19 protein-coding genes are annotated in these 20,259 nt (G+C 74.3%); 4 read left to right on the forward strand and 15 right to left on the reverse strand.

The window, feature by feature from the left end; all coding sequences use genetic code 11:
* The first annotated feature begins 6 nt into the window (after window positions 1-6).
* A complete protein-coding gene (locus ABZ444_RS34925; RefSeq protein WP_358006501.1) occupies window positions 7-1,170 on the forward strand; it encodes an FAD-dependent monooxygenase in 1,164 nt (387 codons plus the stop codon).
* 28 nt (window positions 1,171-1,198) lie between these two features.
* Here the strand turns inward: ABZ444_RS34925 and ABZ444_RS34930 are convergent, their stop codons facing one another.
* The gene (locus ABZ444_RS34930; protein ID WP_358006504.1) at window positions 1,199-1,738 is read right to left on the reverse strand and encodes a hypothetical protein; all 540 of its coding nucleotides are present in this window, start codon (window positions 1,736-1,738) and stop codon (window positions 1,199-1,201) included.
* A 117-nt stretch (window positions 1,739-1,855) separates the two neighbouring features.
* On the opposite strand from ABZ444_RS34930, the gene ABZ444_RS34935 reads away from it, so the two are divergent.
* Complete coding sequence (locus ABZ444_RS34935; RefSeq protein ID WP_358006507.1) at window positions 1,856-2,827, forward strand: alpha/beta hydrolase; 972 nt, start codon at window positions 1,856-1,858, stop codon at window positions 2,825-2,827.
* Window positions 2,828-2,956: 129 nt separating this feature from the next.
* On the opposite strand, the gene ABZ444_RS34940 is transcribed toward ABZ444_RS34935, so the two are convergent.
* The 10 genes from ABZ444_RS34940 to ABZ444_RS34985 all read right to left on the reverse strand — a co-directional run bounded on the left by ABZ444_RS34940 (window position 2,957) and on the right by ABZ444_RS34985 (window position 13,987).
* The gene (locus tag ABZ444_RS34940) at window positions 2,957-3,949 is read right to left on the reverse strand and encodes an alpha/beta hydrolase (protein ID WP_358006510.1); all 993 of its coding nucleotides are present in this window, start codon (window positions 3,947-3,949) and stop codon (window positions 2,957-2,959) included.
* A gap of 11 nt (window positions 3,950-3,960) precedes the next feature.
* On the reverse strand, window positions 3,961-5,031 hold the full coding sequence (locus ABZ444_RS34945) for an aryldialkylphosphatase (protein ID WP_358006513.1): 1,071 nt from the start codon (window positions 5,029-5,031) through the stop codon (window positions 3,961-3,963).
* Window positions 5,028-6,134, reverse strand: a complete 1,107-nt coding sequence (locus ABZ444_RS34950) for a phosphotriesterase (RefSeq protein ID WP_358006516.1) — start codon at window positions 6,132-6,134, stop codon at window positions 5,028-5,030. The genes ABZ444_RS34945 and ABZ444_RS34950 overlap by 4 nt, the downstream gene beginning before the upstream one ends.
* Before the next feature lie 44 nt (window positions 6,135-6,178).
* The gene (locus tag ABZ444_RS34955; protein WP_358006519.1) at window positions 6,179-7,693 is read right to left on the reverse strand and encodes an aldehyde dehydrogenase (NADP(+)); all 1,515 of its coding nucleotides are present in this window, start codon (window positions 7,691-7,693) and stop codon (window positions 6,179-6,181) included.
* On the reverse strand, window positions 7,686-9,161 hold the full coding sequence (locus ABZ444_RS34960; RefSeq protein ID WP_358006522.1) for an FAD-dependent oxidoreductase: 1,476 nt from the start codon (window positions 9,159-9,161) through the stop codon (window positions 7,686-7,688). The genes ABZ444_RS34955 and ABZ444_RS34960 overlap by 8 nt, the downstream gene beginning before the upstream one ends.
* Window positions 9,154-9,432 (reverse strand): (2Fe-2S)-binding protein, encoded by a 279-nt coding sequence (locus tag ABZ444_RS34965; protein WP_358006525.1) that lies wholly within the window; start codon window positions 9,430-9,432, stop codon window positions 9,154-9,156. Before ABZ444_RS34965 ends, ABZ444_RS34960 begins: the two co-directional genes overlap by 8 nt.
* Complete coding sequence (locus ABZ444_RS34970; protein ID WP_358006527.1) at window positions 9,429-10,649, reverse strand: FAD-binding oxidoreductase; 1,221 nt, start codon at window positions 10,647-10,649, stop codon at window positions 9,429-9,431. Before ABZ444_RS34970 ends, ABZ444_RS34965 begins: the two co-directional genes overlap by 4 nt.
* 52 nt (window positions 10,650-10,701) lie before the next feature.
* On the reverse strand, window positions 10,702-11,703 hold the full coding sequence (locus ABZ444_RS34975) for a proline racemase family protein (protein ID WP_358006529.1): 1,002 nt from the start codon (window positions 11,701-11,703) through the stop codon (window positions 10,702-10,704).
* Entirely contained in the window at window positions 11,700-12,605 is a 906-nt protein-coding gene (locus tag ABZ444_RS34980; protein ID WP_358006531.1) for a dihydrodipicolinate synthase family protein, read from the reverse strand. The genes ABZ444_RS34975 and ABZ444_RS34980 overlap by 4 nt, the downstream gene beginning before the upstream one ends.
* 62 nt (window positions 12,606-12,667) lie before the next feature.
* Window positions 12,668-13,987, reverse strand: coding sequence for an aminopeptidase P family protein (locus ABZ444_RS34985; RefSeq protein ID WP_358006533.1), 1,320 nt, complete (start codon window positions 13,985-13,987; stop codon window positions 12,668-12,670).
* A gap of 204 nt (window positions 13,988-14,191) precedes the next feature.
* On the opposite strand from ABZ444_RS34985, the gene ABZ444_RS34990 reads away from it, so the two are divergent.
* Window positions 14,192-14,392, forward strand: a complete 201-nt coding sequence (locus ABZ444_RS34990) for a hypothetical protein (RefSeq protein ID WP_358006536.1) — start codon at window positions 14,192-14,194, stop codon at window positions 14,390-14,392.
* A gap of 52 nt (window positions 14,393-14,444) precedes the next feature.
* Entirely contained in the window at window positions 14,445-15,572 is a 1,128-nt protein-coding gene (locus ABZ444_RS34995) for an acyltransferase family protein (protein WP_358006539.1), read from the forward strand.
* Window positions 15,573-15,661: 89 nt separating this feature from the next.
* Here the strand turns inward: ABZ444_RS34995 and ABZ444_RS35000 are convergent, their stop codons facing one another.
* The 4 genes from ABZ444_RS35000 to ABZ444_RS35015 all read right to left on the reverse strand — a co-directional run bounded on the left by ABZ444_RS35000 (window position 15,662) and on the right by ABZ444_RS35015 (window position 20,158).
* Complete coding sequence (locus ABZ444_RS35000; RefSeq protein WP_358006542.1) at window positions 15,662-16,621, reverse strand: TauD/TfdA family dioxygenase; 960 nt, start codon at window positions 16,619-16,621, stop codon at window positions 15,662-15,664.
* Window positions 16,622-16,701: 80 nt separating this feature from the next.
* Window positions 16,702-16,824 carry a putative leader peptide gene (locus tag ABZ444_RS35005; RefSeq protein WP_352324370.1) on the reverse strand — a complete coding sequence of 41 codons (123 nt, stop codon included), beginning with the start codon at window positions 16,822-16,824 and terminating at the stop codon, window positions 16,702-16,704.
* 9 nt (window positions 16,825-16,833) lie between these two features.
* The gene (locus ABZ444_RS35010) at window positions 16,834-18,300 is read right to left on the reverse strand and encodes a hypothetical protein (RefSeq protein WP_358006545.1); all 1,467 of its coding nucleotides are present in this window, start codon (window positions 18,298-18,300) and stop codon (window positions 16,834-16,836) included.
* Window positions 18,284-20,158, reverse strand: coding sequence for a hypothetical protein (locus tag ABZ444_RS35015; protein ID WP_358006548.1), 1,875 nt, complete (start codon window positions 20,156-20,158; stop codon window positions 18,284-18,286). The genes ABZ444_RS35010 and ABZ444_RS35015 overlap by 17 nt, the downstream gene beginning before the upstream one ends.
* Window positions 20,159-20,259 lie beyond the last annotated feature (101 nt).

Here is a 20,259-nt window from a genome sequence, read left to right on the forward strand (position 1 = left end):
GCTAGTGTGAAGGTCGCCTGCGTTGGCGGTGGGCCCGCCAATCTGTACTTCTCGATCCTGATGAAGCGGGTCGACCCGTCCCACGAGGTCACCGTCTACGAGCGCAACCCGGCCGGCACCACCTACGGCTGGGGTGTGACCTACTGGGACGACCTGCTCAAGAACCTGCGCGCCGCCGACCCGGAGTCGGCGGACGTCATCCGGGAGAACTCGATCCGCTGGGACAGCTGGGTCACCCACATCCAGGACCGCGCGACGGTGACGCTCACGGAGTCGGACGAAGGCTTCGGCATCTGCCGCCACCGCCTGCTCGACATCCTCGCCGACCGCGCCCGCTCCCTGGGCGTGCGCGTCGAGCACGGCCGCGAGATCGCCTCCCGCGAAGAACTCGACGCCGACCTGGTCGTGGCCGGCGACGGCATCAACAGCAGGCTGCGCGAGCCGCACGCCGACCATTTCGGCACCGAGATCGCGGTCGGCCGCAACCACTACATCTGGCTCGGCACCACGAAGGTCTTCGACGCCTTCACCTTCGCCTTCACCGAGACCCCGCACGGCTGGATCTGGTGCTACTGCTACGTCTACAGCGGGGACCACAGCACGTGCGTCGTCGAGTGCTCCCCCGAGACCTGGAAGGGGCTCGGCCTCGACCAGGCCGCCGAGGCCGACGGCCTGGCGCTGCTGGAGAAGATCTTCGCCGACGTCCTGGACGGCCATCCGCTGATCGGACGGGCGCACACCGACGGCAGCGCGTACTGGCTGAACTTCCGCACGCTGACCAACCGCACGTGGTACCACGACGACCTCGTCCTGCTCGGGGACGCCGCGCACACCACCCACTACTCCATCGGCGCGGGCACCGCCCTGGCCTTCGGGGACGCCGCATTCCTGGTCAACGCGCTGAACCAGGAGCCGGAGCTCCCGGCCGCCCTGGCCCGCTACGACCGCGAACGCCGCAAGGCGATCCGCCCGCACCAGAAGTCGGCCCGGCTCAGCGCCCAGTGGTACGAGAACCTGACGCGCTACATCGACCTCTCGCCGGTCGAGTTCATCGCGCTGCTCGGCCAGCGGCACTCCCGGGTGCTGCCGTACCTGCCGCCCCGGGTGTACGCCCGGGTCGACCGCGTCCTCAGCGGGTTCGGTGGGTTCGGCGGCTCCGGCAAGGACTGACCGGGAGGCGCGCCCGCTCAGGCCCCGATCAGGGGAAGTCCTTCGGGTTCACGGGGCTGGTGCGGGCGTTGCCGCCCCTGATCGGGTTCAGGGTCAGGGTCCAGATGGTGTACTGCGTCGAGGTCGTGCGGAAGCGCAGCCGGTCGTTGAACTTCTGGTACGTCGCACCCCTGGTGAAGCGGCCCTTCGACGTGCTGAACCGGTAGCCGGTGGTGAAGAAGATGCGGTACGTGCCGTCCCTGACGTCCCGGATGCGGGCCGTGGACCGCGCGCGGACGTAGACGCTGACCGCCTTGGTCCGGCCCTTGACGATGGTGACGACGCCGTCCTTCGACGTCCCGTTCTTGATCTTGAGTACGCCGCGGCCGCCGCTGAGACGGTCGTAGACGATCCGGCCGTTGGCCGGGCGAGAGGCGGCCTCCTGGACGACCGAGGAGGTCTGGGCGGCGGCGGCCTGGAGACCCGCCGTGGCGGCGCCGGCCGGGGCGGAGCTCAGCAGCGTGCCGGTCAGTGCGACGGCCGCGACGACCCCCGCGCGTAACGGGGTCGCTTCGAGAAGTCTCTTCACCGTGGTCTTCTCCTTGGGGGACATGGTCAGACTGATCGCGTACCCGTGTATATCAGGACAGACCGCTTCTACGCTCGTAGACTTTAAGGCGTCCGTTCGGCTCCGAGAGGCGGCACGATGAGCTACGTCCCCGTTCCCTACGACCCTGAGCTGGCGGAAGGTCTCGCGGCGTTCCTGGCGGCGGTCGAGGGCGTTCCGCTGCGCGCGGACACCATCCAGCGCAACCGCGAGATCTTCGCCGATCTCATCCCGCCCATGGAGGCGATCGTCGCCGGCCGTCCCGTCGAGTGGTGGGACGTGGACGTGCCCGGCCCCGAGGGCGCCCCCGACGTCACCCTCACGGTCGTCCGTCCCAAGGGCGGGCCCGCGCCCGGCGCGGCCGCCGTGTACGAGATCCACGGCGGCGGGATGATCCTCGGCACCCGCTTCTTCGGCATCGAGGGACTGATCCAGGCGGCCCTGGAGCACGGCATGGTCGGGGTGACGGTCGAGTACCGGCTCGCCCCGGAGAACCCGGCCCCGGCGGCGGCCGAGGACTGCTACGCGGGCTTCGTCTGGACCGCCGGGCACGCCGAGGAGCTGGGGTTCGATCCGGGACGGCTGCTCGTGTCCGGCTTCAGCGCGGGCGGCGGGCTCACCGCGTCCGTCGGCATCATGGCCCGCGACCGGAACGGCCCGGCCGCCGCCGGGCTCTACGTCGGCGCACCCATGATCGACGACCGGAACTCGACCGTGTCGAGCCTCCAGTACGACGGCATCGGTGCCTGGGACCGCAACAACAACGACACCGCCTGGACCGCCCTGCTCTGCGACCGTCGGGGCGGCCCGGACGTGCTGCCGCACGAGGTCCCGGCGCGGGCGGCCGACCTGTCGGGGCTGCCGCCGGTCTTCATCGAGGTCGGGGCGGCCGAGGTGTTCCGGGACGAGGCGGTCGAGTTCGCCGGCCGCATCTGGGCGACCGGCGGGCAGGCGGAACTGCACGTGTGGGCCGGGGGCCATCACGGCTTCGCGGGCACCCCCGGCGCCCGCGTCTCCCGCGCCGCCCTGGAAACCAAACACTCCTGGCTACAACGCATCCTGGCCATCTGACCGTCTCCCCCGCACGACGCGGGGGACGGCGGGTCGGGGTGCGTGGGCATCTGACCTCCCACCCCGGATACCGCCCTCCGCACGACGCGGGGGCGGTGGGTGCGGACACCGGGGGCGCGGGTGGTGGGGTCAGGGGGTGAGGGTGCGGTGGAGCCAGGAGAGGCGGGTGGCGAGGGCGGCGCGGGTGATCTCGTGGTCCGGCGCGAAGATGTCGAACCCGTGGAAGGCGCCGTTCCAGATGTGCAGCTCGGCCTGCCCGCCGGCCGCCCAGATCCGCGTGGCGTACGCGACGTCCTCGTCGCGGAACAGCTCGGCGGCCCCCGCCTCGACGAACGCGGGCGGCAGCCCCGACAGGTCGGCCGCCCGCGCCGGGGCCGCGTGACCGGGCACGTCGGCGTCCGGGTCGCCGGCCCGCTCGCCGAGCAGGGCCCGCCAGCCCAGCAGGTTCAGGGCGCGCGGCCAGGTGCCGAGGCCGTCGTACTGGTGGCTGGAGACGGTGGTGTTGAGGTCGTCCAGCATCGGGCACAGCAGGAGCTGCCCGGCCAGGCGCGGGCCGCCGCGGTCGCGGGCCAGCAGGGCGACCCCGGCCGCCAGCCCGCCGCCGGCGCTGCCGCCCATGACCACCACGCGCCCGGGGTCCACGCCGAGCTCGGCGGCGTGCCGCGACATCCAGGCCAGCCCGGCGTAGCAGTCCTCGACCGGCGCCGGGTGGGGGTGCTCGGGGGCCAGGCGGTACTCGACGTTGACGGCGACGACGCCCAGCTCCTCGACGAGCGCGACCAGGCGCGGCGTGTCCATGGCCCGGTGGCCGCTGATCATGCCGCCGCCGTGGATGTTGTAGAGCCCGGGGACCGGGGCCCGCAGGCGGCGCGGGCGCAGCACCGTGACCTCCAGGTCCGGCGCGCCGGACGGGCCGGGGACGAGCAGTTCCTCGGCGTCGATCTCGCGGTCGCCGATCACCTCGGCGACCGGCGGCACGGGCATGGCCGCGCCGGCGGCGCGCATCAGGGGGATGGTCTCCAGGGTGGGGGCGGGGCCGTCCGGCCGGGGCATGCCGTCCAGGACCATGGCCAGCGCCGGATCGAAGGGCACGGGGGTGGGGGGCACGGGGGTGGGGGGCATGGTTCTCCTGGTCACTGCGGTTCCGCGAAGGCGAGCGCCCGTGCCGGGTTCTCGACCATGATCATGTGAATGGCCTCGGGGCTGACGCCGAGGCGGCGCAGGGCGGGCAGGAAGTGCCGCGGGATGTAGTCGTAGCCCTTGCCGCCGTACCTCTTGAGCTGGATCTTCTGGCACACGTCGTGGCCGAGCACGATCTGGCCCGCGTAGCCCCGTTCGACCAGGTCGGCGATGCCGCGCAGGACCTTGTGGTCGCTGCCCAGGACGAGGTGCCCCCACGGGCTGCCCGGCGCCGCCAGGAAGTCGAACTCGACGAAGACGCCACGGGCCAGCAGCCGCTCGGCGAACTCGGGCCCGGACAGGACGTCCACGCAGTGGCCCAGGACGACGTTGCCCGGGGCGACGCCCTCCTCCTGGAGGATGCCGAGCACCCGGAACTTCTCCTCGCCGACGCCGCCGACGTGGAAGGTGACCGGCGCGCCGGTGACGCGGGCGGCCCGCCCGGCGGCCCGTACGCTCTTGAGCTCGCCACCGGTCAGCGGCACCGACTCCGCGCCGACCTCGCCGATGATGCCCGTGCGCACGCCGGTGCCGTCGGCCCCGAGCACGACGTCGCGCACGATGACGTCGGCCAGCTCGTCGACGGTGCGCTCGTCCATGTCGGCCGGATGGAAGGCCGGGGTGTACCAGCCGCCGCCCATGACGATGTGCATCCCGCTGGCCCGGGACAGCCGCAGCAGCGCCTCGGGGTCGCGGCCGAGGCCGATGGGCGAGACCTCGACCATGGTGCGCCCGCCGCCGTGGGCGAAGGCGAGGGTCTCGGCGAGCATCTCGTCGAAGTCGCCCAGCAGGTCGTTGTCGGCGTTCGGCCCGCCGTGGCGGGTGCGGGCGAGGTTGGCCAGGGTGAGCGGCTCGGCCGCCGCCGGGGCGTCCTCGCCGGGCCGGCGGGACCGGACGGGCCTGCGCAGGTCGATGAAGATGTGCTCGTGCATGGACGTCTGCCCGAGCAGCGCCGGGTCCACCGGGCCGGCGACGGTGAGCGCCCGCCCGGCCAGGTCGGGGATGGGGAAGGGGTAGCGGCTCACGAGCCCGCCTCCTCGGTCCGGAGCGTGAGCAGCCGCCTCGGGTTGCGCACGGTGACGGTCTCGATCAGCTCGTCGTCGGCCCCGAGCATCCTCAGGTACGGCACGAACTGCCGCAGGACGAAGGCGTAACCGCCGCCGCCGTAGGCGAGGAGCTGCGACTTGGCCCGGACGCCCTGCGACAGCAGGAGGCGTCCGGCGTGGCCGCGGCGGGCGAGTTCGAGCACGGCCGCGGCGACGTCCTGGTCGTCGGAGACGCTGAGCGCGGTGGGCAGCCTGCCGAGCCGGTCGAACTGCACGAAGACGCCGCGTTCGAGCAGCGGTTCGAGGTCGTCGGGCCGCGGGGAGAGCGCGTCGCAGTGCCCGACGGCCACCCGCGTGAGGTCCGCGCCCTCCTCGGCGAGCAGGTCGAGCACGCGCTGCTGGACGGCCGCGTCCTCGTTGCGGGCCAGCGAGACGGCGGCGCCGGTGGCCGCCGCCGCGCGGGCCGCGGCGACCAGGAGCGCGCGCTCGGCGGGCACGCCGGGGTCGAGCGCGGCCAGCTCGCCGATGATGCCGGCCCGCACGCCGCACACGCCCTCGGTGAGGTCGCGGACCAGTTCCTCGGTCAGCTCCCCGGCCGGCGCGGCGGCCTCCCGGGCGGAGGGCGGAGCGGTGGCGGCCCGTCCGGCGGGGGCGGCGGTCCGTGCGGGGTGGTGCCGGCCGCAGCCCATGACGACGGTCACGCCGGTCTCCTCGGCGAGCCTGCGCAGCCCGGCCGGGTCGCGGCCGAGCCCGTCGGCCGTGAGGTCCACCACCGCGCCGCCACCGGCCTCACGGAACGCGGCCAGCTCGGCGGCGGCCAGGCCCGCGTCGCCGAGCAGCAGGTCGTCCCGGTTGACGGCGCCCATGCCGACCTCGCCGAGCAGGTCCATCGTCAGCGGCGCGCGGTAGAGCCACAGGGCGCCGGCCGCCGTGGGACGGGTACGGCCGGTGCGCGCCCAGGACTCGGGCGTGTCGTCGGGCGGGGCGAAGTCGCTCAGCAGGTGCTCGTGCGGCAGGACCGCGCCCAGCGAGGCCGCTGGGACCTCGCCGGTGACGGCCACGACCGTGGCATCGGTGGACACACGAGCAATATAGCCCCAGAACGTCTACAAGTGTAGATAAAAGGTCAGGCGACTCCGTCCACCGTCCGGGGGACGCCGAGCGGGTTGGCCTCGCGCAGCTCCGGCGGCAGGAGGGGGTCGGGGGTGTCCTGGAAGCACACCGGGCGCAACCAGCGCTCGATCGCGGTGCCGCCGACCGAGGTCGAGGTGCTGGTCGAGGCCGGGTACGGCCCGCCGTGCTGCATCGCGGGCGCGACCGACACGCCCGTCGGCCAGCCGTCCACGACGACCCGCCCGGCCAGCCCGGCGAGCCTGGCCACCAGGCCGGCCGCCGCGCCCTCGCGCTCGTCGGCCCCCACGTGCGCGGTCGCGGTGAGGTTGCCGGGCAGCGCGTCGAGCACGGCGTCCCGCTCGGACTCCGAGCCGTACCGGGCCACCACGGTGACCGGTCCGAAGCACTCCTCAAGCAGCTCGGCGTGGACGTCCCCGTCCGCGAGCCGCTCGGCCGCCACGGTCAGCACGCCCGGCCGGACGGCCAGCGGCGCGGCGTCGTCCTCGCCCGCGGCCAGCGGCTGCGTGACCCCGGGCAACTGGGCGCGGGAGCGCACGCCGTCCAGGAAGGCCGCCCGCATGCGCGGGTCGAGCAGCGGCCCGGCGGGCACGGTGGCCGTGACCACGGCGTCGAGCACCGCGTCGCCCGCCGGGCCGGCGGGCAGCAGGACCAGGCCCGGCTTGACGCAGAACTGGCCGAGGCCCTGGGTGTAGGAGGCGGCCAGGCCCGCGCCGATCTCGGCCGCCCTGGTCGCGGCGGCCCGCTCGGTCACCACGACCGGGTTGAGGCTGCCCAGCTCGCCGTGGAACGGGATCGGCCGCGGACGCGCGGCGGCCAGGTCGTGCAGCGCCCGCCCGCCGCGTACCGAGCCGGTGAAGCCGACGGCGGCGGTCAGCGGGTGCCGGACCAGCTCCGGGCCCGCCGCGAAGCCGTGGACCAGGCCCACGACGTCGTCCGGCAGACCGGCCTTCGCGGCGGCGGCGCGCAGCGCGCGGGCGGTCAGGACGCTGGTCGCCGGATGGTCCGGATGCGCCTTGACCACGACCGGGCAGCCGGCGGCCAGCGCGCTGGCGGTGTCGCCGCCCGGCACGCTGAAGGCCAGCGGGAAGTTGCTCGCCGCGAACACCGCGACCACGCCCAGCGGCACCTTGTAGCGCCGCAGGTCGGGGCGGGGGGCCGGGCGGGCGGCCGGGTCGGCGTGGTCGATGATCACGTCCAGGAAGGCGCCCGACTCGGTCACGTCGGCGAAGGCCCGCAGCTGGTAGCAGGTGCGGGCCAGCTCGCCGGTGAGGCGGACCCGGCCGAGCGCGGTCTCCGCGTCGGCGGTCGCGATGATCTCCTCGCCGCCCTCCTCCAGCAGCGCGGCGGCGGTACGCAGCAGGTCGGCGCGTACGGACCGGTCGGCCAGCGCGGGGGCGGCGGCGGCAGCGGCGCGCACGGCGCGGTCCACGTCCCGCGGCGTCGACTCCGCCGCGACGCGCTCGCGGGCCTGTCCGGTACGCGGGTCGACGCTCAGCACGTCACTCACGGTCTCGTCCTCTTTCGTCGTTCTCGTCAGGGGTTTCGTCGGCGAGCGCGGCCAGCTCGCCCAGGGACACCGGGGCCGCCAGGCTCCGGGTGGACAGCGGGCGCAGGTCGCCGGCCGTGCTCTCGCGGCGGCTCAGGCAGGCCGCGACGCCGGCGGTGGCGAACCCGCACACCCGTCCCTGGCACCAGCCCATGCCCGGCCTGGCCAGCATCTTCAGCGTGCGCGGGTCGTCGGCGCCCAGGTCGTCGTGGGCGCGGCGCAGGTCGCCGTAGGAGACCTCCTCGCAGCGGCAGACCAGCGTCTCGTCGCGCAGCCAGGACGTCCAGGCGCGCGGCACGGGGTAGGTCCGGTGCATGGCCGCGGCGAAGCGCCGCCCGCGGGCGATCGACCGGCGCAACCGGCCCATGAGCGCCGGGTCGGCCCGGCGGCCCAGCGTACGGGCCAGGGCCAGGGCACTCAGCCGGCCCTCCTGCCGGGCCAGCACGGCGCCGCCGACGCCGGTCGCCTCGCCCGCGACGTACAGGCCGGGGACACCGGTGCGCTGGAAGGCGTCCACGGTCACGACGAGCGAGCCGTCGGCGTCCTTCCTGGTGTCCGCGCCGAGCATGAGCGGCAGTTCGAGGGACGGCGTGAAGCCCCAGCCGAGCGCGACGAGGTCGGCGGGGAGCTCGCCGACCGGCCCGGCCGGGCGGCCGTCGCGGCCGAGCCGGGCGAGCCGGACGGCCTCGACCCGGTTCTCCCCCAGGATCTCGGTGACCACGGTCCCGGTGCGGTACGGGACGCGGTGACGGGCCATCAGCGCGGCGTACTGCAGCGCCTCCAGCCCCTTGGCGGGCACGGACGCGGCGCCGCGCAGGTCGCGCAGCCAGCCGAGCGTGGCGTTGGCCTCGGCGACCGCCGCCACCCGCGCCCCGGCCGCGGCCAGGCCGGTGGCGACCGGCAGCAGGAACGGCCCGGTCCCGGCGACGACCGCGCGGCGGCCCGCGAGCGTGCGCTGCCCCTTGAGCAGGGCCTGCACTCCCCCGGCGGCCATCACGCCGGGCAGGTCCCAGCCGGGGACGGGCAGTTGCCTGTCGTAGCCGCCGGGGCACAGGATCAGCGCGCGGGCGGTCACCGTCGTGCCGGCGGCCCCCTCCTCGGGGACTGTGGGCGTGGTGCGCAGCGTGAACGTGCCCGCGCCGTCGCGGGTCGCCAGCCAGACCTGGTGGCCGGGCAGGTAGCGGACCCGTCCGGCGGCGGTCAGGGCGCGCAGCCGGTCGCGCAGCCGGGTGAAGACCGGCCAGCCGTGGTGCCCGGCGGCGTCCTCGGGGCGGGCGTGGCGTTCGTCGTAGTGCCGCCAGAACTGGCCGCCCGGCTGGCGGGCGCCGTCCACGAGGGCCACGTCCAGCCCGGCCTCGGCGGCCTCGACGGCGGCGGCCAGCCCCGCCGGGCCCGCGCCGACCACGGCGACGTCGTGCGTCTCACGCATGTGGACCTCCCGGCCCGCCGTCTGCGGGGGTCTCGTCGCCGAGGCGCATGCCGTCGCGCGCCGGGACCAGGCAGGCGCGCAGGTCGGGGACGCCGTCGACGGTGATGAGGCAGTCGAAGCAGATGCCGATGCCGCAGAACAGGCCGCGTGGGCGGCCGGCCGTGCGGGTGGTGCGCCAGTCGAGGATGCCGGCCGCGACCAGGGCGGCCCCGACACTCTGGCCGGGCTCGGCGGGGACGCTCGCGCCGCGGAAGGTCATCTGGTGGGTCATCGGGGCCCCTCCTCGGTCGCGGCGGACTCGGTGCCGGGAAACTCGGTGCCGGGAAACTCGGTGCCGGGGAAGCGGTCGGGGGCGGGGAAGCGGTCGGGGGCGAACGGCTTGAGGTCGAGGTCCGGGGTGCGGCCGGTGAGCGCCTGGGCGACGAGCTTGCCGGTGCCCACGGACAGTCCGATGCCGGCGCCCTCGTGCCCGCAGGCGTGCCACAAGCCGGGCGCGCGCGGGTCGGGCCCGATCACCGGCAGATGGTCCGGGCAGTACGGCCGGAAGCCCAGGTACGTGCGCATGGCCCGGACGTCCCGCAACATCGGGAACAGCGCGATCGCCTTGGCCGCCAGCGCGCCGGCCGCCCGCGGGGAGAACGTGCGGTCGAAGCCGACGCGCTCCCGGGAGGCGCCGATGAGGATCGTGCCGCTGCCGGTGCCCTCCACGACGGGCGAGGTCTGCAGGGCGGCGTCGGAGCTGGCCACGTCCCCGACGTACTCGGCGGCGTAGACCTTGTGGCGGATCGTCCGGGGCGGCATGGGCTGGGTGACCAGCACGAACCCGCGCCGGGGCAGGACGGGCACGTGCACCCCGGCCAGGGCGGCGACGTCGCCGGCCCACGTGCCGGTCGCGTTGAGCACCGCCCCCGCGGGCAGGTCGCCGGCCGTGGTGCGCACGCCGGTCACGCGGCTCCCGTCGCGCAGGAAGCCGATGACGCCGGTGCGGGTGCGCACCTCGGCGCCGTGCGCGCGGGCCAGGCGCAGCAGGTGGGCGACCACCAGCATGGGCTGGACCTGCGCGTCCTGGGGGTAGAAGGCGGCTCCGGCGAGTCCGGGCGCGAGGTGCGGCTCGTAGTCGCGCAGCTCCTCCTCCGCCACGTCGCGCACCTCGACGCCGTGGCGGCGCTGGTGCTCGCCCAGCCCGCGCAGCGAGGCCAGGCCGGGCTCGGACGCCGCGACGACCAGCCCGCCCTTCGCCTCGAACTCCCACAGCCCGGCGTGCTCGGCCAGGTCCTCGCGCCACACCCGCTGGGAGTAGAGCGCGAGGTCGAGCTCGGGCCCGGCCTCCTTGTCGGACACGAGCAGGTTGCCCTCGCCCGCGCTGGAGGTGCCCCCGGCGATGGCTCCGCGCTCGACGACCACCACCCGCAGCCCGGCCAGCGCGGCGAAGTACGCACCGGCCGCGCCCACCACGCCGGCGCCGACCACGACGAGGTCGGCGCTCACGGCGTGCCCTTCGCGCCGCCCGCCCGCGGGCCGGGTGCCTGGGCGGGACGGCTCACAGCAGGAACCCCGCCGGGAAGGGGTCGGTCGGGTCGAGGTGGAACTGCGAGGTGCCGGTGACCCAGGCGCGGCCGGTGATCGAGGGCAGCACGGCGGGCAGCGGGCCGACCGTCGTCTCGCCGAGCAGCCGTCCGGTGAAGCGGGTCCCGATGAACGACTCGTTGACGAAGTCGTCGCCGAGGGCCAGCTCGCCCCTGGCGTGGAACTGGGCCATGCGGGCGCTGGTGCCGGTCCCGCACGGCGAGCGGTCGAACCAGCCGGGGTGGATGGCCATGGCGTGCCTGGACAGTTGCGCCGTCGAGCCGGGGGCGGCCAGGTAGACGTGGTGGCAGCCGTTGATGTCGGGCCGCTCGGGGTGGACCGGGCGGTCGTGCTCGTTGACGGCGTCCATGATCGCCAGCCCGGCCGACAGCAGGTCGCCGGCGCGGGCCCGGTCGAAGGGCAGCCCCAGCTCGGCCAGCTCGACGAAGGCGTAGAAGTTGCCGCCGAAGGCCAGGTCGTAGCCGATCTCCCCGAAACCGGGCACCTCGACCTTGCGGTCCAGCGCGTACGCGAAGGAGGGCACGTTCTGGATGGTCACCGAGGTCGCCGCGCCGTCCTCGACCGCCACGGACGCCACCACGAGCCCGGCCGGCGTGTCGAGCCGGATCGTGGTGACCGGCTCGACCACGGGCACCATCCCGGTCTCCACCAGGACGGTCGCCACGCCGATCGTGCCGTGGCCGCACATCGGCAGCAGCCCGGAGACCTCGATGAACAGCACGCCGTAGTCGGCGTCGGGCCGGGTGGGCGGCTGGAGGATCGCCCCGCTCATCGCGGCGTGGCCGCGCGGCTCGTACATGAGCAGCGTGCGCACGTCGTCGCTGTTCTCCATGAACCACAGCCGGCGCTCGGCCATGGTCGCCCCCGGGATGGTGCCGACGCCGCCGACGATCACGCGGGTGGGCATGCCCTCGGTGTGGGAGTCGACGGCGTGGAACGTGCGGCGTGATCTCACTTGTAGCCCTTCTCCAGGACGGCCTCGGTGTCGGCGGTGATGCGGGCGACCAGCTCGGGCGCGAGCGGCAGGCGCGGCGGACGACAGGCGCCGCCCCTGCGCCCGGCCAGGTCCATGGACAGCTTGATCGACTGCACGAACTCGGGCTTGGAGTCCCAGCGCAGCAGCGGATGCAGGTCGCGGTAGACGCGCAGCGCCTCGGGCAGGTCGGCCGGGTCGCCCGAGGTGGCCAGCCGGTACAGGCGGGTCGTGGACTCCGGGATCATGTTCGGGTACCCGGCGATCCAGCCGACGGCCCCGGCCAGGCCCAGCTCCAGCAGCACGTCGTCGGCCCCGATGAGCAGGTCCAGCTCCGGCGCCAGCTCGGCGATCTCGTACGCCCTGCGCACGTCGCCGGTGAACTCCTTGACGCCGACGATCAGGCCCTCGTGGTACAGCTCGGCCAGCAGGGCGGGGGTCAGGTCGACCTTGGTGTCGAACGGGTTGTTGTAGGCCACGACCGGCAGCCCGGCCTTGGCCACCTCCCGGTAGTGGGCGACGACGGCCTCGCGCGGGGCCCGGTAGGCGTTCGGCGGCAGCAGCAGCACGGACGTGGCCCCCGCCTCGGCCGCCTGCTCGGCCCAGCGGCGGGCCTCCATGGCGCCGTACGCGGCCACGCCCGGCATGACGCCGAACCCGGCCGGCGCGGCCTGGACGGCCGTCTCGACGACGCGGGCCCGCTCCTCCGGCGTGAGCGTCTGGTACTCGCCCAGCGAGCCGTTGGGCGTCACACCGTCACAGCCGCCGTCGGCCAGGAATCGCACGTGCTCGGCGAACCCGTCGTAGTCCACGGAGAGGTCGTCGGCGAAGGGCAGGGCCGTCGCGACGTGGATGCCGCGCCACGGCGTGGCGGAGGTGGTCATGCTGAGGTCTCCTCACATGGGGATATTCGAGAGATTATGCGGTGCAATGTCACAGCCACTACCTACCCGGCGGCCATCCACTTCTCCAGCCCGTCGGCGTCGAGAGGCAGCGCGGCCGACAACACGTCGGCGCCCTGCTCGGTGACCACCAGGTCGTCCTCGATCCGGACGCCGACCCCGCGCAGCTCCGGCGGGACGGTGAGGTCGTGCGGGTGGAAGTACAGTCCGGGCTCCACCGTGAGCGCCATGCCGGGGGCCATGACGGCGTCCTGGTAGGACTCCTGGCTCGCCCGGCCGCAGTCGTGCACGTCCAGGCCGAGGTGGTGGCCGACGCCGCAGACCAGGTAGCGGCGGTGGTGCTGGCCGGCGTCGGACAGCGCCTCGTCCACCGAGACCGGCAGCAGGCCCCAGTCGGCCAGGCCGTGCGCGACGACCTCCATGGCGGCGTGGTGGAAGTCGCTGAAGCGGCGGCCGGGGGCGACCGCGGCGAGCGCGGCCCGGTGGGCCCGTTCGACCAGGTCGTGCACCCGCCGCTGCGCCGGGGTGAAGCGGCCGGAGACGGGGAAGGTGCGGGTGACGTCGGCGGTGTAGCAGCTCTCCGCCTCGACGCCGAGGTCGAGCAGGAGCAGCTCGCCGGGGGTCACCGGGCCGTCGCAGCGCACCCAGTGCAGGGTGGGCGCGTGCGGGCCGCCGCCGACGATGGAGGGGTAGCCGGGGCCGTTGCCGTAGGCGCGGGCGTACCGGTCGAAGGTGCCCTGGAGCCACCGCTCGCCGCGCCCGGCCACGGCGGCGGGGATCTCGCGGACGACGGCGGCGAACCCCTCGACGGTGCGGTCCACCGCCTCGCGCAGCTGCCCGACCTCCCAGTCGTCCTTGTACATGCGCAGCTCGGCCAGGACCCGGGCGGCCTCCTGGTCCTCGGTCACCTCCGTGGTCAGCTCGGCCAGCGGCCGGACCCGCACGCCCAGCGCCTTCGCCCAGTCGTCCAGGCCGGGCGCGGCGCCCACCCACAGCTCGCCGTACCTGGAGTCGGTGAAGAACGCCGGGTCGCCGGGGCCGGCGGGCGGCGGCACGTAGAGGGTGGCCTCGGCGCCCTCCAGCACGACGACGGCGTTCTCGATCTGGCAGCCGGTCAGCCAGACGAAGTCGCTGCCGGCGCGGAAGTCGTAGGCCATGTCGTTGCTGCGGATCGGGGCCTGCCCCGCGGCCAGCACGACGGTCCGGCCGGGCAGCGCCTCGGCCAGCCGGGCCCGGTGGGCGGCGGCGGCCTCGGCAGCGCCGGGCACGACGCGCGGCGTGCGGTCGGCGGCGCCCCAGCCGGTGTTCATGTACGCGGTGAAAGCGGGGATCTCGGACAGCCTCGGGGGCCTGCCGTCACGCACCGATGATCACTCCTTCCATAGGGCTCAGTAATGTGTGGCATTGCACTGAACACTAGGACAGTGGGAAGCCGCCGCCAAGAGGTGACCAGAAAAATCCGCATATCGTGACAAAGGCTCGGCTACTCTGCGGGAGCCACGCGATCAACACGCACACGGAGCCCCCGCGGCGGAACGAGAGCGGCGGGACGAGAGACGGGAAGAACGATGACCTCTTGGATCCTCATCGTCGTCGGCGTGCTGCTGGCCCTGGTCGGCGGGCTCTGGGCGCTCCAGGGACTGGGCGTGGTGGGCGGCAGCGTGATGACCGGCGACACCACCTGGGCGGTCATCGGCCCGGTGGTCCTGCTGGTGGGCGTCGCCGTCGTGGTGATCGGCCTGCGCCTGCGGCGTTCGCCGTCCCGCTGAGCGCGGCGGCGATCACGGAGGGTTCTGTCGCAAATGGCCTAGAATCCGACAGATGTCCCCCGCCTCCGCCCGGCTGGCCTGGCTGGACGCCCTGCGGGGGCCCGCCGCGCTGGCCGTCACCGCGCACCACGCGGGCTGGTCCTTCGTCCCCGCCGCGTGGGCGGTCGTGGATCGCAGGATCGACCTCGGCACGTGGGGCGTCTTCGTGTTCTTCCTGGTCAGCGGCTACATCATCCCGGCCTCCCTGGAACGGCGGGGCGACCTGCGCGCCTTCTGGACCGGGCGGGCCTTCCGCCTGCTGCCGCTGCTGCTCGCCGCCCTCGGCCTGGCGTTCCTGCTCGCCCTCGCGGGCCTGTTCCCGCTGGATCCGGGCCTCGGCGAACGTCCCGCGCCCCTGGTCGCGCTCGGCAACCTGACGATGTTGCAGGAGCTGCTCAACCTGCCACCCGTCATCGGCGTGACCTGGACGCTGTCGTACGAGATGGCGTTCTACCTGATCAGCGTGGCGCTGTTCGCGACCGGCCAGTCCCGCAGGTCGGCGGGGATCGCCGTCGCCCTGGCGGCGCTGGCCGTGCCGGCGGGGCTGCTGCTGCCGGGCGCGTCGATCAACGGCGGGGCCGACCTGACCGCCGCGCTGCTCGCCCTCGCGGTCGTGGCGGCGATCGCGGTCACCGTCCTCGGGGACGGCCGGGCCCGTACGGCGGCCGCCGCGGCGGGCGGGCTGCTCGGGCCGGCGCTGGTGGTCCTGGGCAGCCGGGCCGGCACCTGGCAGGGCGTGATCATCCTGGCCGCCATGTTCGCCGGGACCGCGGTGTACCGCGCCGAGCGGGGCACGATCTCCTGGCGGACCGCCGGGCTCGCCTGCCTGGCGGTGGTGGCCTGCGGCGTCCCCGCCAAGGACGACCCGGGATGGGCGCCCGCGCTCGTGCTCGCGTTCGCCGTGTTCGGGGTGGGGCTGGCGGTGCGCCACAGGGCGTTCCCGCGCGTGCTGACCCGGCTCGGCGTGATCAGCTTCTCCGTCTACCTGCTGCATCCCCTGCTGCTGCGCCTGCTGCCGAACCTGGTGCTGTACTACCTGGTCCTGATCCCGCTGTGCCTGGTGACGTACCACGTCATCGAGGCCCCGGCCCAGCGGCTCGGCCGCCGGCTGAGCGGGTCGCGCGCCCCCGTCCAGCAGTAGGGACCGGCGCCGCGGGCGGGCACCCCCCAGCCCCCGCCCGCGCGTCCGGTGCCGCGAGCGGGTCCCGCTCGCGGAGGTGGCCGCCGTCGTCAGGCGACCACGAGCGACTGCGCCCTGAACTCCCTTCCGGCCACGATCTCGGAGACGAACCCGTCGGGTCCGACGGGACGGTCGCCGATCAGCGTGACCCGGTGCAGCCTGCGCGGCACGTCGAGGTGGTCGAGGTCGGACGGGGCGAGGTGGGCGGTGGCGCGGTTGTCCCAGAAGGCGACGCTGCCGGGCTGCCAGCGGAACCGCACGGTGTACTCGGGCCGGGTGAGCTGCTCGTACAGCAGGTCGAGGATGCGGCGGCTCTCCACGGCCGACAGGCCCACGATGTGGTCGGTGAAGCCGGGGTTGACGAACAACGCCCGCTCACCGGTCTCCGGATGCACCCGCACCACCGGGTGCACGGAGATCAGCAGGTTGTCGTTGATGCGCTTGACCAGCTTGCCGTCCTCGTCGGCGGCCTGGTAGCCGGCCAGGAAGCGGTGCTCGGCGCGCAGGCCGTCCACCAGGTCGCGCAGCGGCGCGGACAGGCCCTCGTAGGCGGCCACCAGGTTCGTCCACTGGGTGTCGCCGCCGAACTCCGGCACGGTCTCGGCCCGCAGGATCGAGGCGGCGGGCGGGTTGACGGCGGCGGTGACGTCGGTGTGCCAGCCGGAGAAGTAGGAGTAGCGCCTCCTCTGGTAGAGCTCGCGGTAGTTGACGCCGTAACGCTTCTCGTACCGGCGGGGGTCGATGGTCAGGATCTGCGGGAACTCCTCGGGCGGCGCGTCCTCGTGCGGGTGGGCGTGGGTCAGCTCGCCGAACTGGCGGGCGAAGTCGATCTGCGCGGCGTGGTCGAGCTCCTGCCCGCGGAAGAACACGACTTTGTACGCGAGCAGCGCCTGGCGGATCTCCTCGACCACGGACGGATCGAGCGGGTGGGCCAGATCGACGCCGGTGATCTCGGCGCCGATGTGCCCGGCGACGCGCCGGACGGTGAGCACGCTGGTGGGGGTCGACATGGTTCGGCCACTCCTCTGAGCTTCGGGGAAGATCTGGGGGAAGGACGCTCGGGCGTCCGAGGAGAGCGGGGACCCGGAGGTCACCGCACGGCACAGAGCGCGCTCGCCTGCCGCCGGAGGTCGACGTGGAGGCGGGCCACCAGAAGGCTCTTCACGCCTCTGATCCTGCGCGATATTTCCCACAAAAGCAATAGGTAATACATGAAAGCCGGTCAGCTCCTGCCGGGACCGCCGTCCGTCACCGTGACCCGGCCCGAGTACGCCGAGGTGCCGTCCGGGTTGAGCTGGAGGATCGGGATCTCCTTGGTCTGGCGGGCGCCGCCCTCGACGATCCTGATCGGGCCGCTGGCGCCCTCGACCGTCACCGTGCCGCTGGTCAGCATGTTCGCCATGTCCTGCGGCGAGGGCACGTCCGGCTCCCGGGCGAACGCCTTGACCGTCTCCAGGGCCACGAACATGGCGTCGTGGTGCATGATGGCCATGCCGTCGTCGAGGCTCTCGTGCGGGAACATGCGCCGGAAGCTGTCGGGGTCGTCGCCCTCGAACCTGGCCCGGATCGCCGTGAGCACCCCGCCGCCGGGCAGCGCGAGGCTCGCCGGGTGGGCCAGGGCCGTGTAGAAGAGCCGGATCCGGGTGTCCCCCCACATGCCGAGGTCGACCTTGCGGTTCATCTCGCTGGCGTCGTCGCCGGTGATCACGGTGACGCCCGGCCGGACGCACCGCTCGCGCTGGCTGAGCGCCTGCATCAGCGCGGGCAGCTGCTCGCTGCGCCCGGCGTACAGGACGGTGTTCGCGCCGGAGTTGCAGACGCGCTCGGCGATGACGTCGAGCACGGTGCCGGAGAACCTGGTCGAGGAGTCGAACGACAGCTCCATCACGCGTTCCCGGCCGGCCAGCGAGCCGGTGTAGAACCGGGCGAGGGTCTTGACGTAGCTGTCGGCCGGGTTGAGGTCCTTGATCACGACCGCCTTGAGCCCGGGGTTCACCTTCCTGGCGTGCACCACCCCGGCCTGGGCCTGCTCGCTGTTCAGGGCCGCGACGCGGGCCAGCCCGGGGAAGCCGGTGAGCTCGTCGGAGGTGATGACCGCCGAGACCATCGCGTACCGGCTCGCGCTCAGGCTCGCGACCGTCCCGCGGGTCGCGCCGGTGCTGGCGCCCAGCCCGGTCACGGCCACGATGTGCTCCTCCGCGGTCCGGTCCCGGACGGCCTCGACCGTCGGCTCCCAGTCCTGCGGCCCGTCGCTGGCGACCAGCACCCGCACGTACGGCGGCGAGGACGGCTGCCGGTTGCGCCACACCTGCGCCAGATGGACACCCTCCAGGCCGTGCCTGATGCTCTCCCGGTTCAGGCCGATGTCGGTGAGCGAGCCGGTCATCGGGAACATCGCGACGACGGTCACGTAGTCGTCCGGATGCTCCTTCTCCACCGCGGCGTTCTCGGCGGCGATGCGGCTCATGACCGGGGCCAGGTCGGGCCCGAAGGCGTCGCCGTCGTCGGTGAGCCGCGACGTCCTGACATAGAGCCCGAGGACGACGACGGCCGCCACGACGAGCACCCCCGCCAGCGCTCTGCGGAGCAGGGCGCGGTTGCGGCGGCCCGCCGCCCAGTTCGCACCGACCTCCGCCGGCGCCGGATCGCCCGCCCCGGCCGCGCCGAGGTCGTCAGCGTCTTCGCTCATACCTGTCGGCCTCCCGTAACAAGATCGCCGGACTGGTGGTGGACCGCCTGGCCAGGTCCCGCAGCCCGCGCGCGACCTGCTCGGCCCGGCTCCCGGACGGGTCGAGCAGCGGGTCGAGCCAGAACCAGCGGTCCACGACCAGGGCCCTGACCACGACCAGCCAGTCCCCGCGCTCGTGCGGGGCGGCGGTCGCCACCAGGGAGTCGTACAGCTCGTCCAGGGGCGTGACCAGCGGCAGCCGGTTGGGGGCGGTGGTCACCTCGTTGAAGCCGGCCAGCCATTCCGGCAGCCGGCTGCGGCCGTCCTCGCGCACGTCGAGCCGGTCGAAGAGCCGGTGCAGGTGCTCGGCCACGTGGGCCAGACGGCCCTCGGGGTCGTCCCGGCCGACGCGGGCCAGGCGGTGGTGCAGGCTGCGCGGGGTCTCCTCGCCTCCGGGGCCGAGGTGGAATCGTTCCAGGTCCCGGTGCACGTCGTCCCAGCGGCCGGTGACGGCGAGCCGGTGCAGCAGCAGCCGCCGCAGCCACGGATGGATCACGGTGACCTGGTGGCCGCGCGCCCCCTCGTAGCGGCCGTGCGGGTCCCGTTCCTCCGGACGGCGGTCGAGCCAGAGCTGGTCGGCCAGCTCGTTGCGCAGGTTCGGCGTCCGGCCGGCCCGTTTGAGCAGGGCGCTCTCCGCGTCGTCCACGTTCCTGGCCGCCGCCCAGTCGGTCAGCTCGTCCAGGTGGGCCAGGTGCAGCCGGTCGGGCCAGCGCAGCAGGTCCTCGCGGCACACGACGGCGCGGAAGGCGTCGTCGTCCTGGGCGGCGGCGGCGAGCCTGCCCAGGCGCCGGGTCACGGCCGGATGGCCGCCGGTCAGCTCCCGGACGGCCGAGGCGTAGGCGCGCGACCGGTCGGCCTCCAGCGGCGGCATCAGCACGGGGTACCACCACGGCTGCTCCCGGGCGTCGTAGCCGGCCCGCCAGTCGCGGTAGCTCGCCTCCGCCAGCGTGGGCGGGTGCGCCGCGCCGGGCACGACCGTGCCGGGACGCGCCCACGAGCCGCCCATCGGCAGCCATTCCTTCGACTCCGCCACCACCAGCAGCGGATCGGCGCCCTTGGCCGGGCCGAGCGCCCTGAGCAGCGCGCGGCCCGCCGCGGTCTCGGCCCCCTCCAGCAGCAGCAGGCAGCTGCGGGCGTGGCGGTGGCTCTTGGACCAGGAGTCGGTGAGGTCGGCCACGAGGGCCCGGCACAGGATCGCCCCGGCGGACCCGGACGGGTCGCCGCCGTGGCCGTCCCGCCGCCTGGCCAGGTCGATCACGTTGCCGTTGGCCATCTGGGCGGCCAGCCAGGTCCTGCCCTTGTCGTTGAGCAGCCTGACCACGCGGCGGCGCTGGCCCCGCGCGGCGTACTGGAGCACCGAGGTGAGCGCGGCCAGCGGCTCGGCCCCCGGGATGCGGCCGAGCAGGTCGCGCAGCAGGGACAGGGCGTCGGACAGCCGCTCGGGGTCGCCGCCGTCCACGAGGTCGTCCAGTTCGCCGGCCAGCTCGTTGTCGGAGCGGTCCCGCGGGTCAAGGGCCAGCACGTGCAGCGCGAAGACCACCCGGGGCAGCCGGACGCTGGAGGTCTCCATCAGGTCGTGGGCGATGCGCTCGACGGTCTTGACCACCGGCGCGTCACGCAGCCCCGGCAGCCGGAAGTCCACCCGCACCCGGGGCGACTCGGGCCTGGTGACGCTCCTCCAGACGCGGGTGAGGCACACCTCGCGGTCGGTGCCGTCGGGGCCGAGCAGCACGATGACCGGGAGCCGGTCGCCGCTCCCGAGCGGGAGGCACTCCTTCGTCACCAGGCGAAGGTGAGCGTCGTTGAACGAATCCGCCATCGCAGCAACCTGCCGGGTCGTCGTCAGCTGGTGCGTGCCCGAGTGAGCATCGCCCCGCGGACGCTCGTTTCCATCATAGAAACGAAACATCGGACGACGCG

Source organism: Nonomuraea sp. NPDC005730 (genome assembly GCF_040630865.1).
Classification (GTDB): domain Bacteria; phylum Actinomycetota; class Actinomycetes; order Streptosporangiales; family Streptosporangiaceae; genus Nonomuraea.